The organism is Ktedonobacter sp. SOSP1-52 (genome assembly GCF_016587395.1).
In genome coordinates, this window is sequence record NZ_BNJH01000003.1 from 1,881,025 (window position 1) to 1,896,077 (window position 15,053).

At 50.5% G+C, this 15,053-nt stretch carries 13 protein-coding genes and 1 pseudogene; 8 read left to right on the forward strand and 6 right to left on the reverse strand.

Annotated elements, in window-relative coordinates:
- The first annotated feature begins 7 nt into the window (after positions 1-7).
- Positions 8-184, forward strand: a complete 177-nt coding sequence (locus tag JMJ16_RS33600) for a hypothetical protein (protein ID WP_201388680.1) — start codon at positions 8-10, stop codon at positions 182-184.
- Positions 185-471: 287 nt separating this feature from the next.
- Here the strand turns inward: JMJ16_RS33600 and JMJ16_RS33605 are convergent, their stop codons facing one another.
- The 3 genes from JMJ16_RS33605 to JMJ16_RS33615 all read right to left on the reverse strand — a co-directional run bounded on the left by JMJ16_RS33605 (position 472) and on the right by JMJ16_RS33615 (position 4,781).
- Positions 472-1,923: an amylo-alpha-1,6-glucosidase gene (locus tag JMJ16_RS33605; protein WP_201388683.1), complete on the reverse strand. Its 1,452-nt coding sequence runs from the start codon at positions 1,921-1,923 to the stop codon at positions 472-474.
- A gap of 19 nt (positions 1,924-1,942) precedes the next feature.
- Positions 1,943-3,700 carry a class I mannose-6-phosphate isomerase gene (locus JMJ16_RS33610; protein ID WP_201388685.1) on the reverse strand — a complete coding sequence of 586 codons (1,758 nt, stop codon included), beginning with the start codon at positions 3,698-3,700 and terminating at the stop codon, positions 1,943-1,945.
- Between the two features lie 94 nt (positions 3,701-3,794).
- Positions 3,795-4,781, reverse strand: coding sequence for an ROK family protein (locus tag JMJ16_RS33615; protein WP_201388686.1), 987 nt, complete (start codon positions 4,779-4,781; stop codon positions 3,795-3,797).
- Between the two features lie 119 nt (positions 4,782-4,900).
- On the opposite strand from JMJ16_RS33615, the gene JMJ16_RS33620 reads away from it, so the two are divergent.
- Positions 4,901-5,689, forward strand: a complete 789-nt coding sequence (locus JMJ16_RS33620; RefSeq protein ID WP_201388688.1) for a GntR family transcriptional regulator — start codon at positions 4,901-4,903, stop codon at positions 5,687-5,689.
- Positions 5,690-5,713: 24 nt separating this feature from the next.
- Here the strand turns inward: JMJ16_RS33620 and JMJ16_RS33625 are convergent, their stop codons facing one another.
- Positions 5,714-5,923, reverse strand: a complete 210-nt coding sequence (locus tag JMJ16_RS33625; RefSeq protein ID WP_201388690.1) for a hypothetical protein — start codon at positions 5,921-5,923, stop codon at positions 5,714-5,716.
- A gap of 132 nt (positions 5,924-6,055) precedes the next feature.
- On the opposite strand from JMJ16_RS33625, the gene JMJ16_RS33630 reads away from it, so the two are divergent.
- From JMJ16_RS33630 to JMJ16_RS33650, 5 genes and pseudogenes are all read left to right on the forward strand, one after another.
- Entirely contained in the window at positions 6,056-7,426 is a 1,371-nt protein-coding gene (locus tag JMJ16_RS33630; RefSeq protein ID WP_201388691.1) for a sugar ABC transporter substrate-binding protein, read from the forward strand.
- A gap of 57 nt (positions 7,427-7,483) precedes the next feature.
- Entirely contained in the window at positions 7,484-8,404 is a 921-nt protein-coding gene (locus JMJ16_RS33635) for a carbohydrate ABC transporter permease (protein WP_374229137.1), read from the forward strand.
- A gap of 22 nt (positions 8,405-8,426) precedes the next feature.
- A complete protein-coding gene (locus tag JMJ16_RS33640; RefSeq protein ID WP_201388695.1) occupies positions 8,427-9,320 on the forward strand; it encodes a carbohydrate ABC transporter permease in 894 nt (297 codons plus the stop codon).
- A gap of 18 nt (positions 9,321-9,338) precedes the next feature.
- Positions 9,339-10,649: an amylo-alpha-1,6-glucosidase gene (locus tag JMJ16_RS33645; protein ID WP_201388697.1), complete on the forward strand. Its 1,311-nt coding sequence runs from the start codon at positions 9,339-9,341 to the stop codon at positions 10,647-10,649.
- Between the two features lie 152 nt (positions 10,650-10,801).
- Positions 10,802-11,760: pseudogene (locus JMJ16_RS33650) on the forward strand (acetylxylan esterase).
- Between the two features lie 494 nt (positions 11,761-12,254).
- On the opposite strand, the gene JMJ16_RS33660 reads toward JMJ16_RS33650, so the two are convergent.
- Together JMJ16_RS33660 and JMJ16_RS33665 are read right to left on the reverse strand one after the other, a co-directional pair.
- Positions 12,255-12,680 (reverse strand): J domain-containing protein, encoded by a 426-nt coding sequence (locus JMJ16_RS33660; RefSeq protein WP_201388701.1) that lies wholly within the window; start codon positions 12,678-12,680, stop codon positions 12,255-12,257.
- Positions 12,681-12,856: 176 nt separating this feature from the next.
- Positions 12,857-13,729, reverse strand: a complete 873-nt coding sequence (locus JMJ16_RS33665) for an SDR family oxidoreductase (RefSeq protein WP_201388703.1) — start codon at positions 13,727-13,729, stop codon at positions 12,857-12,859.
- 478 nt (positions 13,730-14,207) lie between these two features.
- Between JMJ16_RS33665 and JMJ16_RS33670 the strand changes: the two genes are divergently transcribed.
- Positions 14,208-15,029 carry a MerR family transcriptional regulator gene (locus JMJ16_RS33670; protein WP_201388705.1) on the forward strand — a complete coding sequence of 274 codons (822 nt, stop codon included), beginning with the start codon at positions 14,208-14,210 and terminating at the stop codon, positions 15,027-15,029.
- Positions 15,030-15,053: the final 24 nt, after the last annotated feature.

The following is a 15,053-nucleotide window of genomic DNA, read 5'->3' on the forward strand; positions in this document are numbered from 1 at the left end:
CGCGTGCGTGTCAACTGAGATGATGATGGCGGCGGAAACTGTTTCGGCACGGCTGCCGCCGCCATCACAGACCGTCTTCTTGCAGACACACTCGGCGTTGAATGCCCTGCCTGAATCCGGCGGCTTTGCTGCGCATCACGGCGTCTCTCTTTTGCATCCTACCTGGCTTGGGTCATACCGATGAAGCGCTCGCGCAGATCGGCCAAGCCATCCGCCGAAGTACGATCGCTGGTGTGCTTATCCACCCTCGAATAGATTCAGTTGTTGCACTTGGCCCTCACAGGAAGTCTACATAACTTCTACGACACTTTGGGTCACGTGCAGCACATCGCACTCAGGATAAGCCTGTCGTTTGCTCGGAATCACTTGCCCCATCGCTCGACCCTCTCACGGTTTCTCGCCGCCCTTGATCCCGCTCCCGTAGAAGCAACGATCGTAAACTGGTTAATCATCTCGATACGCACGCATAACTTAATGTGCTTTTCTATATTGTTTAGCAAGCTGAATGAAAATGGCGGCAGGCCAGCTAAAGGTTGCAAATCCGAATTGCCTGGCATTATCTTCTCGTCCAGGTCGTGCTTCCCCCTTCGTTGGATCATAATATTCGTAAAATCCATTTTTTTCGATCATATCCAGTGTTCTATCCACGAGCTCTTCTCCCATTTGCCGAGCTTGAGCGCTTTGTGGGGCATATCTCATCAGACCCTCAATTATCAAAAGATTTGTAATCGGCCATGTAGGACCTCTCCAATAACGTGTCAGTTCAAATTTAGGGCTATTGAGTGCGGTACTTGGTACAGGATATGCAGGCCAGAATTGCTCGGGATCAGAAAGTCGTGTAAGTACCTTCGGGAGTTGCTCATCTGTTACTGCGCCTGCCAGGAGCGGCAGAAACATGGCATTTGTTGGCTCAATGATTGGTTCACGCCTTCCCTGCGCAACATCAATGTCACAATATTGTTGGTGTTCTTCATCCCAAGTATGGGCTAAAGCCTCTTGTGTTTGCTGTGCCCATTTATGGTATTTTGTTGCTTCATCAGTCCTCCCGACACGAGTAAGCGTGTCCGCTAATGCTTCATTTGCTCTGGCCCAAAGAGATGAAAACAGTATATCTTTAACCGCAAATGGCGATTGAGCCACAATTTTCTCGTAATCCCAGCCTAGCTTAGCAAAAAGAGCCACAAGACCCATAAAGCGGTAGTAATCTTCTTGTGTTGGCCGATGCAATGCTTTTCCTAATTTGTCATCAGTTCGATTAGCATCTACATCTTCTCTTACGGCTTGGGGAACATCGGTGAGGTTTATATGCGTATAAGAGCTATCCCAGCGAGGAGAATTGTCAGTACCACTTTCCCAGGGATGTACGATAGTGAGTAACCCACCATCTTCTGGATCACGGTATCTTTTTAGGTAATCATGATACTTCATCACGGCAGGAAGCACTTCATCTAAAAAATCCCCTGCTGCTCCATCTGGAGAATGTTTATACACGTAATCAACTGCAATGCTCAGGAGAGGTGGTTGGGTAATACCTGATGTAACAATTTCGCCTCTTCGGAATTGTTCTGTATGCCATTTCTCTGCTTGCGGATAGTATCGTGTTTCCCCGGGGTTATACGTTATATGCGCAATTAAGCCATTATCCCATTGGCCTGAAACTAGCGCACGAAGTTCATCATAAGCACGTTCAGGATCGAGATGGATAAGTCCCATTGCTACTGCTGCACTGTCCCAATTCCATTGATGCACATAGAACTCTTTGGAAGGAACGGTTCTCCTATATGTTTTCTCATTAAGAGTAGTTACATAGAGATTATGCTTAAGAGCATGATCAGCTACCTTCAGCATTTCAAGCAATTTTTGCTCTCTTGATTGAGGAAGACCGCTATTAGATGGCTTAGGAGTTTTATAATGATCATTCATTTTATACAATCCTTCGTCTCTATTTCACAAAGGCTTTGACGACCTTACACGGTGTATTTCCAGTATTACGCAGGGTATAATGGCCTATGCTTGCGGGAAGAATAATGCTTTCGGCGAAGTGCAATTCTACTGGCTCATTGCCGGGACTATGGATCTCACAACAGTTTCCCTCAACGAGATTAAGCGCCACAAACTTTCCATGCGTCTCATCATCGATAGCGGTAGTGAATTCGAGGCGATGTATGGCGAAGAAGAGGTGTCCGATATCCCCAATACGATATTCAGCCCAGCCAGGGCCATCTCTCAGCAATTCCGGTTGGGGAATGAGGTTCTGACGCACCCAGTTGGTCGTGCGTGTCGGATCAAGGTTGGCGAACGCATGATCGAGATGAACGTGGCGCAGATTGCCAGAGAGGTCGCGCCGCAGATAGTCGTAGGCCTTGAATGTGAAGATATAGGGAGTCGCGCTAATCTCCAGTACCAGGTTGTTTGCGCCGCTACAATGGATGGTCCCACTGGGAATGAGGAAAAGATCATGCGGCTTACTGGGAAAGCTATTCACATAATCCGTAATCTCGAATGGCTGGTCTTGATCGCGTGCCGCCAGCGCATCCGCCTTGAATGCACCACAATCCGCGTCCTCACGCAAGCCCAGATACACCTGTGCGTCTTCCTCACAAGTCACAATATAATAGGTTTCATCCTGGGTAAAAGGCTCGCCAAACTGGTCACGGATATAGTCGACGCGGGGATGGACCTGACAGGAGAGGTTTGTTCCACCCATCGTATCCAGGTAGTCGAAGCGAATAGGGAAATAGCTGCCGTAGCGCGCGGCGACCGGGATGCCAAGCACTGCGTCCGTCTCGGCCCATAGCAAGTAGTCGAAGGCACATTCAAAGAAGTATTCCCTATTCCCCAACAACAGGCCGTTCTCAGGAGCTATCAGCTCAAAGGACCAGGCATAGTTGGGAGCCTCGGTTGGTAATCCGAACTGTTCCTTCATCCACTGTCCTCCCCAGACACCAGGGGCAAACCAAGGCTTGACACGAAACGGTCTTCGAGCCAGTTCATGCAGGGCGAGTCGGATGTCGTCGCCGTGTACAAGTTTCGGCGCGGTGTGGTCGCTACCATCTACAAAGAGGTCCATTCTTGCCAGTTGCGCGCGTTTGATGCGATTGAGCATGGGCCAGTCTACAAAGTAGAAGCGTTTGTACATTGCAGCAAAGCCTTCTGGCTTGCACGTACCCACGTTCGTAATTGCCTTTTGCCCCGCTAACTGCTGCCCCCGGTCCTTGGGCACATCAACATATATATGCCATCCCTGGTCAGTGATAAGGGATGCCCCAAAGCCGTAAATAACGGTGATCGTGTCATTATGCACCTCTTCAACGATGCGCTGAAGTCGTTCCAAGCGTTCCGCTTGCCAGAGGTCTCGTAGATCACCGTGAAAGACGCGCCCGAAGACAGGATCATCAGTGAGCGATGTCGCTAATAAGTGCTGGACCTCGCTTGCGGAGCGGAAGCACGTTTCGGTTGAGAGCCAGCGTATCGCCCCCTCTTGCGCTACTTCTTGCAGTGCGACTCGTAGTCGAGCTATGAAACTGTCCCAAGGCAAGCCAACAAAACCATCAATGACCACTACCTTTGGACCAGTCAAGCCCCTGGCTGCGTTGAAGAGCTTGCGCGCGAGTGCCAGATGTCCTTCTTCAATGGTAAGCCAGGGGAAACGATGAACAGGGTGTGTACGATACTTTGACGTAGCAGATGATTCTTCCATTACACCAGTACTTCCTTTATATATATGCCCTAACAATCCAGAGCACTGTTTCACTATCGAGTGGTGGCAATGTTCGCTCTTCGACCCCAACGTTTCATAGCAAGACGTTCAGGCCGCTCGCGAGCGCAGAGACGCCAACCAATGCGGCGGTATCCCCGAGTTCTGCTATCTTAATCTGTGTGCGACCACGAGGAAAGGTCCATGTGTGCTCGTCTACGTATTGCTGGACACTGGGCAGGAACTGCTGAGAAGAGCCGGAAATCCCTCCACCGAGCACGACGAGGTCTGGATCGTATGCATGGATTAATGAGACAATCCCGACACTGAGATAATGCGCGAAGTAGGTAGCAACTTCACCCGCAATCTTGTCACCAGCCAGGGCGGCCGCAAAGATGCCTTGAGGGGTCATTTCGGGGGGAGTGATACCACTTCCGGCATAGAGCGTAACAGCCTTGCGCATCAGGGGTGCGGTCCCGATAAATGCTTCAAGGCAACCAATGTTGCCACAGGTACAGCGTGGCCCATCAACCTGCACGGTGATATGGCCGCCCATTGATCCGAAGAGCCCACGCGCGCCCCGCACTACCCGGCGTTGAAGTGCAACCCCGCAACCAATTCCGGTGCCAAGCGTTAAACAGAGCAGATTCTCGACCTGTCTGCCCGCGCCATAGACCATCTCACCCACCGTATACAAACGGGCATCATTCTCTGCGAAGGTTGGTAGGTGGAAGGTTTCCGCCAGGGTTTGCGCGATGGGGAAGCCGATAAGATCAGATAAGGACTCGTTTACATCTAGAATCGTACCTCGTTGGGGATCAACAATACCCTTCAAACTAATACCAACCGCGTGAACTGTCTGCCTCTGTAGTACGTGCTTTCCTAAACTAACCAGAGCATTGAGCACACTGGCGGCATCTCTTTGTGGGGGGAGGGCTTCAACATGGACAGAGGAGACCTCGGCTCCGCGCACAATCCCGGCTTTAATCCGCGTGCCACCAAGATCGAAGGCCAGGACAGTCGACGTTTTTGTCAATGGTCCCGATGGGGCTGTTAGGGGCGCGCGGTGTTTTGTGTTATTCATGCTTGACAAACACCATCGGATTAATCATAATAACGACATAACCAACTCGTTATAACAAGACGATACCATATCGCAAAGAGGGCTGTCAACACTTATTGGCAGGAGGAAATAAGGGATTTATGAAAAAAGGTGTCGTGAATGAGACGAATATGCAGGAAGGGAATGCACGACGACAGGCCTTCCCTGTCCCGAAGTATTATCAGGTCAAGGAAAGCATCTCCAACCAGATCGCTAACGGAACCTGGACTCCGGGTATGCTTATCCCTTCGGAAACCGAACTGGAGAGCGCATTTAGCGTCAGCCGTATTACGGTGCGCAGAGCGATCAGCGAACTCACTCATGAGGGGAAGTTGTTTACCATCCAGGGCAAAGGGACCTTTGTTGCCAAACCCAAGCTGCCAGAACGCTTTGTGCATCGTGCCTTTGGTATTTACGAAGATCTCAGGCGTCAGGGTGTAGAGTTGACAACAACGGTCGTGCGCCAGGAACGACAGCCAGCATCAAAAGAGGTTGCCTCAATGTTGGGCCTATTGCCTGGCGAAGAGGTACAGGTGCTAGTGCGTGTGCGCTCGGTAGAGGATGAGAGACTTCTTGTCTCGACCACATACATCCCCAAAATGCTCTGCCCAGATCTGGATACTGTGGATCTTGCTTCGACTTCACTGTATCACGTATTGCGCACGCGTTATAATCTGGAGATCGCGCGGGGAGTACGCAGCCTGGAGGCTATTGCCGCCGGGCAATGGGAAGGGCGCTTACTCGAAATTGCGCTGGGAAGTCCCTTGCTTCTGCTCGATAGTATTGCCTACCTCGCCGATGGTCGTGCCTTTGAGTATTCGCGGACCTTCCACCGAGGGGATCGAGCGCGCGTCGAAGTCGAGTTTACCCCCAGCCAGGACGAATGGTAATCTTGCCCCACAGCGACAATCAAACTAAAAGAAATCCCCATGATCAGAAGCAGTGTTGGTTGCCCACCTTCCCTGGACTACTACCTGGAAGGTGGCTCCGATTCTCTTCCTAAGATGCCTGGTGGTCCAGCTTGGACTTGGCAGCGACCGTCTCCCAGAGACTCGTTGCTTGTTCTTACGGAGTGTATCAACGTTTTGTTTCACCAGGTCAACAGTGCGCTGACGAAGTTGCATATTTTACTCCTTGACAATTCCAGAAAGATACATTATCATCTCGTTATAACGAGTTAGTCATAACGTCATAATGTTATATCTGGTCTGCATTATCAACGCCTCGCTTATTTATGTGATGAAGGAGTGTTCTCAATGAGTAAAGAATATGGGCTTCTTAAAGATTTCCTGGCGGGGAAGATCGATCGTCGCAATTTTATCGGCCGAGCGCTCGCGCTGGGTATGACCCTTGGTGGGGTAGAGGCGGTTCTGCAAGCATGCGGAAGCGGTGGAAATGCAGGTGGCAAGGCCAACATCAGTTGGTCGACCTGGGGAGATGCCGCGCGTTTAAAGTTATTTTTTGACTATACAAATCAGTTTAACGCCAGCCATCCTGACATTACTGCGCAATTCAAGCCGATTCCCACAACCGACATTGATTATGGGGCCAAGATCCTGACGCAACTCACTGGCGGAGTGGCACCAGATGTGTTCTACGTCCCTAATTCATCAATGACTCAATACATCCAGGACCAGGTGATTGTGGATCTGACTCCGCTCTTAAATGGACCCAAGAGTCAGGAGAAGGCAAGCGACTATATTAATAAACTGTGGGGAGTTTCCAGAACGCCCGACGGGAAGATCTATGGCGTCCCGGTGGATTGTAATCCATATGTCATCTGGTATAACAAGACAGTTTTGCAAGAAGCGGGAATAACTCAAATGCCAGCCGACCTGTATGAACAGGGGAAATGGAACCGAGAGACCTTCTCATCAATGCTCGCCAAAGTGGCTGCGAAAGGCAAAACCGGCTATATTCTCACCAATGCGACGCTTATGCTTTGGAGTTGGGTGACGACCAATGGAGGAGTGGTATACGACAACAACGGTCGTGGCAAGTTCGTCGCCAATCAGGATCCCAGGTCCATCGAAGCCTTCACGTGGCTGGCAAATAATATACGTGCAAAAAAGATCGTCTATGCTGGAATTCTTCCTAAAGGCCAGGGAGCTGATTTTGCCTTTATCAGCAACCAGGTAGCGTTTGTAAGCGCGGGGAGATATTACCTTCCTGCCTTCAGGCAGGCAAGTAATCTTCAGTATGACATTGTGCCTCTCCCACCAAACACGGGAAAGCGCCTTGAACCCGCCGGAGTGCCAGTGACGTCTATGTCTGTGAACAGCAAGACGAAGTACCCCGATGCGGCCTTCCAATTTCTCACATCGTATGTCTCTACTGCGGGGCAAAAATTTAGAATCCAGGGCGCGAGCGGCTCAATACCCTCAATCCAGGGCATTGACCAGATTGCCACCAGCGGAAATACTCCTGAGCACGCTCGATACTTCATTGATACGCGCAACGTTGGGTATGCATCATTTCAGGCAGAGGATAGCACTCCTGGATTAACCACAGATATTCTGAAAGAGTTGGAACCTGTCTGGCTACAAGGTGCAGATGTGCAGCAGACACTCAACAAGGTTGCCAACATGGCTAATCAGCGTATCACAGAGGCCAAATCCGGCCAGTAATACACTTTTGTCGCCCTTCATGAGAAAAGGGAGTACCATATGGAGACCAACGTTAAAATGAAGCTACGCCTGAGCAAGCGCGTAGCTTCAGACCCGATACGAAAAAGGCATAGAGTAGAAGCTCTTTGGGGGTATGTCTTTCTGCTTCCCCAATTCATTGGACTGATTGCCTTTGCGCTCATTCCACTTGTCTCTATCTTCGCTCTCAGCCTGGTGAAATGGGATGGGCTAGGCCCCATGCATTTCATCGGCCTGACGAATTTTTTCAACCAGTTTGCCGATCCGGATTTTCAAACAGCACTCATCAATACTGTTTACTACACTATGCTTGTAGTTCCGGCAGGCCTTCTTTTAGCGCTGCTTGTCGCCATGGGGGTCAACAAGGTCCGTGCCAAAACGATTTATCGCGTGATCTATTTCATGCCGGTAATTACCGGTTCAGTGGCCGTCTCAGTCATCTGGATCTGGTTGTTGGATGGCAATTTTGGCCTCATCAATGTGCTCTTAGGTCAGTGGTTTCACATTAAGGGTCCCCAATGGTTAGTTGATGCCCATCTGGTAATCCCTTCGATTGCTATTGTCAGTATCTGGTGGGGTCTGGGTTTCAACATGCTCCTTTTTCTGGCGGGGCTGCAAGGTATTCCCGGATCCTACCTAGAAGCTGCAAAAATCGATGGAGCCAATAAGTTCCAGCTCTTCCGGCATATCACATTGCCGCTGCTCTCGCCCACCCTGTTTTTTGTTACGGTAATTTCTATTATCCATTCGTTTGAGGTGTTTGATCAAACCTACGTCATGACAGGTGGCGGGCCAGGGAAAGACAGTTATACTATCGTCTATCACCTTTACACGCTTGCTTTCCAAAAGTTTGAGTTTGGCAGTGCCAGCGCAGCGGCAGTGGTCCTCTTTGCGATTCTGCTGGCTCTCACCCTGCTCCAGTTCACACTTCAGCGCCGCTGGGTCTACTATGAGGGATAGAATAATTAGAAAGGGGAAATCCATGATACAAGAGGATGCTAGCGGCAAGCGCGTCAATTTGCAAGCTGCAAAAGCGCGTACTCAGCGTACATCTCCCATTAAGGTGGGATCTATCGTTATCCATCTCCTCTTAATCCTGGGCGCCATTCTTATGGCGGCGCCATTCTTATGGATGATTCTGACTTCGCTCAAAACGGCGACGCAAGCCTTTAGTGTTCCGCCGACCTGGATTCCCAATCCGGTTGCCTGGCAGAATTACCCCGATTCCTTGCAGGCTCTTCCTTTTGGTCTTGCCTACTTCAATAGTATCTATATCTGCTTCGTTGTGGTTGCATCTCAATTATTGACCTGCTCCATGGCAGGCTATGCCTTTGCCCGCATTCGTTTTCCCTTGCGTGGCCCCCTTTTCATTCTGTTTTTAGCTACCTTGATGATCCCGTTGCAAGTCACGATTATCCCGCTCTTTCTCGTTATGAAACAACTGGGCTGGATTGATACGCATCTCTCTATTATCGTCCCTTATGCTCTATTGAATGCCTTCGGCGTTTTCCTGATGCGTCAATTTATCAAGGGGATTCCGATAGAACTGGAAGAGGCAGCCATTATGGACGGGGCCAATCGCTGGACGTTGTTCTGGCGCGTGATCCTTCCGCTGCTCAAGGCTCCCCTGGCTGCACTGGGTATTATCTCCTTCCTGAGCCAGTGGAACAACTTTTTTGCGCCACTTATTATGCTCAGCAACTCCAATCTGTACACCGTACCACTAATGCTCAATCTGTTCAAAGGTGAGTACACCACATCCTGGACGCTGTTGATGGCGGGTTCAGCGCTTGCTGTCCTGCCCATTTTGCTTGTCTATATTATCGCTCAAAGGCATATTATTCAAGGCATCCAACTCACGGGTCTCAAAGGATAAAGGGAAGTGTCATCTGCTATGAAACACGAATATGAACAACTCGCCCAGGAGGCAATCAAGGTGCTCCAGGGGAACTGGACCGGGTCCTTTACACGACCTGGCTCCATTCTTTACCACCATCAGTGGTCATGGGATTCTGCCTTTATTGCCATGGGCTATATCCATTATGACCAGGATCGCGCCGAACAAGAACTGCGCGCCCTCTTTGCGGGCCAATGGTCGAACGGGATGCTCCCGCACATGATCTTCAATCCCCAGGCGAGCAACTACCAGGATAGGTTACAGTTCTGGGAGGTTGAGCGCTATCGCTACGCGCCTCGTGATCGAAAGACATCGGGTCTTGTCCAGCTACCAGTGCACGCGACGGCTATGCTGCACATGTATCGTCATGCGCAGAATACCGCGCAGGCACGTGCTTTCCTGGCTGAGATATTTCCCCACCTGAAAGCCTGGCACACATATCTCTATCAGGAACGTGACGCGCAGGGAGAAGGCCTCGTGTATATCCAGCATCCATGGGAATCACTGGATAACTCGCCGGTCTGGGATGCTATTCTCCAGCGTATGCAGCTTCAAGCCGAAGAGGTTCCAGCGTATCAACGTGTGGATATTCAGCTTGTGAATGCCGAGGATCGGCCTACCAAGATGGAATACGACCGCTATGCCTATCTTGTCAAGCTCTTTGCCGCGCGGAACTACGATGAAGCCCAGATACGCCGCGATTGCCCTTTTCTGGTGCAAGATGTGCTGTTCAATGCCCTACTCTGCCAGGCGAATAGAGATCTCGCGGAGATTGCGCAAATCCTGAACGAGGACCCGGTGCCATTTCAGGCCTGGGCCGAACTGACGTCCCAGGCCATCAACCAGAAGCTGTGGGATAACGAGCACGGGATCTATCTCGATTTCGACCTGGTGGCGAATGAACAGATCCATGCCTATAGCGTTGCTGGCTTTGTACCGCTCTTCGCGGATATCCCTGACCAAGCTCGCGCTCAGCGGATGTATACCTATCTCAACTCAGAGGCTTTCAGCCCCTTACATGAAGCGATATACGCCGTACCAAGCTATGATAGGCAGACAACTGAATTTTCCCCCAATCGCTACTGGCGAGGCCCAGTCTGGATCAACATGAACTGGCTGCTCGCTCATGGCTTACGCCGTTACGGGTACCACGAATATGCCCGGCGTTTGCGCCAGACAATAATTGATCTGCCTCAACGGCATGGCTTTTTCGAATACTATAACCCGTTCAGTGGTCAGGGACACGGAACAGACCAGTTCTCATGGACGGCATCACTCCTCTTAGATGTGCTCTACAGCGGCGAATGAAAAAGAGCGCAGATCGTTGTTGGGTGCTGCCCCAGACTTATACCTATGTGTATGAGTCTGGGGCAGCACCCAGCTTGACGTTCTCCTTCTTCTCATGAGCTCTCATCATTGCATTGATATTTAGATAAGGGAAAAGAACTATGTTTGTTGACATGCCTTTGGCTCAACTTGAACGCTATCGACCGCCGCTCACCAGGCCAGATGATTTCATGAGTTTCTGGCAACAAACCCTGGCGGAAAGTTCGTCTCAGCCCCTCAATATCACCAGAGAAGAGCAGGATTACCCCGTTGATCGCGTGACAGTATATAAAGTGTCCTACGATGGATTTGGGCAAGGGACTCGTGTGGCCGGCTGGTATCTTCTTCCGAAGGAGCAGTATCGCCTGACGATTGATGGCAAGATGCCCACGCTTGTACGTTATCATGGGTATGGTGCCAGCAAGCGCCTGCCAGGCTTTCATCTCGACTGGGCTTTACAGGGGTATGGTGTCTTTGCCGTTGATGTACGCGGACAGAATGGCGATACACCTGATAACAATAACTACGACAGCGGGTCTGTGCTTGGCTGTATGACCAGGGGTATCCTCCAGGCACAAAACTACTACTACCGCTTTGTCTATATGGACTGTGTACGCGCGATTGAGGCCGTACGCTCCTTTCCGGAGGTAGGCCCCCTGATCCTGCACGGTGGCAGCCAGGGAGGCGGGTTGGCGCTAGCGGCCGCGGCGCTTGCCAGCGAGAAAGGTATCGTTGCGGCTCTCGCCGATGTGCCCTACCTGTGCCACTTACGGCGCGCAGTCGAAGTCTTTAGTGCCGGTCCTCTCCAGGAACTGGTCGATTACTGGAAGACCTACCCTCAGCGCGTTGAGGAGAGCTTTCATACACTAAGCTATTTTGACTGCCTGAACCTTGCACCACTCATCACCTGTCGCGTTCTGCTCTCGCTCGGCTTGCTCGATACTATTTGCCCCCCTCGACCGGTTTCGCAGTCTATAATCACCTACTCTGCGAAAAGGAGCTGAAGGTCTATCCTTACAATGGGCATGAAGGTGGCAGTCTCATTCACGACGAAGAAAAATATCGCTTTGTGCGCCGCTCTCTGTGCATCTAACAAGAGGCCGAGTGACTGCACTAACGATCTGAGTTGATCTCCTGATCTTCGTCAGAGAGCGCAGGCTCGAAGGTCCCACGATGTAGATACAATTCAACAACATCCGAAGCGGTGAACGCCTGTTGCGGCAGATTCCTGAGAACTTCCCGTGCTAAAGCAACGGGGCTCCAGAGGTTCGGCCCACGCTTCGAACTGACCTCCTTTGGTAAATGTTATTTCATCGCCTGATGGCCTCAATTGGGGCGATAAGGTGAGAATAGGCGAGACTACTCATCGCCGTTGCGTCCCTACTCTCACTTTGTGACGAGGATAGACTTTTTCTGGCCTGGGCAGGTCGCGACCACAAGAGTCACATCAATGTCACTTCCTTCAATGTAGCTGATGATGGCGAGCTGGCTCCATTCGATAAGGTGACGTTGGATGAGGAAGCGACGGATGAGTCAGGACCTGCTTTAACAGGACCTGATGGCCCTTCCTGAATAGTGATCTTTTTTCTAGCCAACAAGCGAACCGGACTTCATGTACGTTTTCAAGAGAGTATGGGCATATTGGAGTGTTTTGAATTTTGCTTCGTCACCGCCTGTATCTGGATGATAGCGCTTGACAAGCTGGCGATACTGCCGTTTCAGGTCCTCTTGCGTGGCTGTATGATCCAGGCCAAAGAAGCGTAATGCATTCTCTATACCAGCCCGAGAGACCTGATATGGCTCTTGAATGCTAGAATATTGCTGTTCGGCGCGCATCCTGGCCTCCCATAACAATGTTTCAAGTGGAGCTGAAAATTCTAGCCAGGTTGCAAAGTGTAAGAGCAATTGCTTGTGCAAACACCAGTAATTCCCCTTGACACTATATCGTTCATCAGTACGGTAGAGCGCAGCATATTCAGGGAGGAGGCGATAGGCATTGATGGCTTTGCGCAAGGTAGCAAATGCGTCCTTTACAGATTGGCGAACTTCTCGATTGTGTGAATTTATACCGTGATCCTCAATATGGATCCTATAATAATCATTCCCTACATCATAAATGTTTTTTACACGTAATAGATACATTCATTATCCTCAACCATGCGTGATACATCGTGGTTCTTTCTTTTTTCTTATGAGTGAACCGCCGCCTTTGTCAGTTCCTCGCTAACCTCCCACATCCGCTTCTGGAGCGCTTCGTCGTAGGAGAGCTTGCTGGAAGTCACAGGGGCGCATTTGACGAAGTATTTGCCCGATACGCCCTCGACCTCTGGTGAAGAGGCCAGGTAGATCGAGGTTTTCGCGCCCGCTTCTACGTTGATACCCATAAATCTACCCACAACACTCATGAATGGTTTCAACGGGCCGGGTGCGGCATTTTGCGAGATATTGGTGGCGACAAAGCCGGGATGAAGCGCATTGACGGTTATTGATGTATCTTTGAGCCGTCGGGCCAGTTCGTAAGTGACCAGCAAATTAGCCAGCTTCGATTGAGAATATGCCTGCAGGTCCAACCCGCCATACTTTTTCTGCGATTGTAGATCGTCAAAGTTAATCTTACCGCTGAAATGCGCTCCGGAGTTCACATTGACGATGCGGGCAGGCTCGCTGGCCTGTAAGGTATCCAACAAGAGATTGGTGAACAAAAATGGGGCGATATGGTTGACGGCTAGCGACATTTCGATGCCATCGACGCTCTCACGACGACTGGGGAACATCGCTCCTGCGTTATTCAGTAATACATGTAACTGAGCGTATCTTTTCTTGAACTGCTCCACCACCTGACGGATGGATTGCTGTGATGACAGGTCGGCCAGTAACAGATCAACGGCATTACTTCCGCTCGCTGCCTTGATCTCTTGCTGGGCTGCTTCCCCTTTGTCGCGACTGCGGCAGATTAGCACAACAGTCGCCCCCATCTTCGCCAGTTCTCGTGCTGCGACCTTGCCAATCCCTGAGTTCGCGCCTGTAATGACACAGATTTTTCCACTCATATGTGTTTGCATAATGTTCTCCAATCATCAAAAAAGCCTATTTTGATTGTATCATAGCTCTCTATTGGAGAGATAGTGTTTTCCAACAGTATCGGCCTTTTAGGCCCGGCGACGAGATTTACAACGTTAAGCTCTCAATTGGCCAGTAAGCTAGTGAAGAGGAAGGGTGTCACACTCACGGCATAATTGGGCCACTGTGACCAATGCTAAAAATTTCGCCAGATTCTGGCAACGGATTTTTATGCTCAAAATTGCACCTCCCTTTAAGCCTGGCGCTACCTTTTTGAACAGATTAATGCCATCAACAGCCGGTGCGACCATCGGTATCCCTCCTGCACGAGCGGTAATCAAGAACTTCTCGTTCACAAGAAAAAACGCTACAAATAGTCCTGAATCCCTCTTGACTTTCAACCTACTTGAAAGTGATATCCTCTTTAACGAAGTCAACAAAGAGAACAGGAGAGCAGTTCCCTATCTAGAGAGGAAAAGGATGTTTAAAATTCGTGAATTTGCCGAGATCGCTCAGGTATCAACGTCCACACTGCGCTACTACGACGACATTGGTCTCTTCAAACCGATGCGGGTTGATGCCGAGACCGGGTATCGGTACTACGCTATCGATCAATTGCTTCGGCTCAATCGTATTCTGGCACTCAAAGCTCTCGGCTTTGAGTTGACGCAAATTACTGCGTGTCTTGACGAAGAACTGTCTCCAGATGCGCTTCAGGGAATGCTTCGCTTGAGACAGGCAAAGCTCCAGCAGCATATTCAGGCTGAGCAGGAACAGCTAGCCCACATAGAGGCCCGCCTGAAGTACATTGAGCGGGAGGGAAATAACTTATCACATGAGGTTGTGCTCAAAGCGGTGAAATCATTCCCCGTCATTTCGAGCCGGACGCAGGCTACCGGTTTCCTGCCCAATGTCCACTATGCCAACGCCTTTCTTGACATGCTCAAGCAAAAAGAGGTCAGCCCAGACGGTCCTCTTCTCTATCTCTACAATGAGAGTTCGTTCTCTCCTGTAGATTTTGATGTCGAGATCGCGGTGCCTATTGAGCATTCATCTGGGAGCAGGCTTGCGCATGATGCAGGCGTCATCATTCAACACTTGCCTGAAGTCCCCCAGATGGCAAGCATTCTCCACCACGGAAGCCCGCATGCTATTGTTGAAGCCTATCAGGCGCTGGGGACTTGGATTGGAGTGCATGGCTATACCATCGCTGGGCCATGCCGCAAGGTCTGCCTGTGCTGGAAGGGGGAACTCAATGACTATCTTACCGAAGTTCAATTTCCGGTTGAGAAGCAACCCTGACGGCTCTCTTCTTCTCCTGGTCTC

What these genes read in the sequence shown, in the direction of transcription:
- JMJ16_RS33605 (WP_201388683.1), bottom strand. Translation starts at nt 1,923, where the DNA reads ATGAATGATCATTATAAAACTCCTAAGCCATCTAATAGCGGTCTTCCT.
- JMJ16_RS33610 (WP_201388685.1), bottom strand. Translation starts at nt 3,700, where the DNA reads ATGGAAGAATCATCTGCTACGTCAAAGTATCGTACACACCCTGTTCAT.
- JMJ16_RS33615 (WP_201388686.1), bottom strand. Translation starts at nt 4,781, where the DNA reads ATGAATAACACAAAACACCGCGCGCCCCTAACAGCCCCATCGGGACCA.
- JMJ16_RS33620 (WP_201388688.1), top strand. Translation starts at nt 4,901, where the DNA reads ATGAAAAAAGGTGTCGTGAATGAGACGAATATGCAGGAAGGGAATGCA.
- JMJ16_RS33625 (WP_201388690.1), bottom strand. Translation starts at nt 5,923, where the DNA reads ATGCAACTTCGTCAGCGCACTGTTGACCTGGTGAAACAAAACGTTGAT.
- JMJ16_RS33630 (WP_201388691.1), top strand. Translation starts at nt 6,056, where the DNA reads ATGAGTAAAGAATATGGGCTTCTTAAAGATTTCCTGGCGGGGAAGATC.
- JMJ16_RS33635 (WP_374229137.1), top strand. Translation starts at nt 7,484, where the DNA reads ATGAAGCTACGCCTGAGCAAGCGCGTAGCTTCAGACCCGATACGAAAA.
- JMJ16_RS33640 (WP_201388695.1), top strand. Translation starts at nt 8,427, where the DNA reads ATGATACAAGAGGATGCTAGCGGCAAGCGCGTCAATTTGCAAGCTGCA.
- JMJ16_RS33645 (WP_201388697.1), top strand. Translation starts at nt 9,339, where the DNA reads ATGAAACACGAATATGAACAACTCGCCCAGGAGGCAATCAAGGTGCTC.
- JMJ16_RS33665 (WP_201388703.1), bottom strand. Translation starts at nt 13,729, where the DNA reads ATGCAAACACATATGAGTGGAAAAATCTGTGTCATTACAGGCGCGAAC.
- JMJ16_RS33670 (WP_201388705.1), top strand. Translation starts at nt 14,208, where the DNA reads ATGTTTAAAATTCGTGAATTTGCCGAGATCGCTCAGGTATCAACGTCC.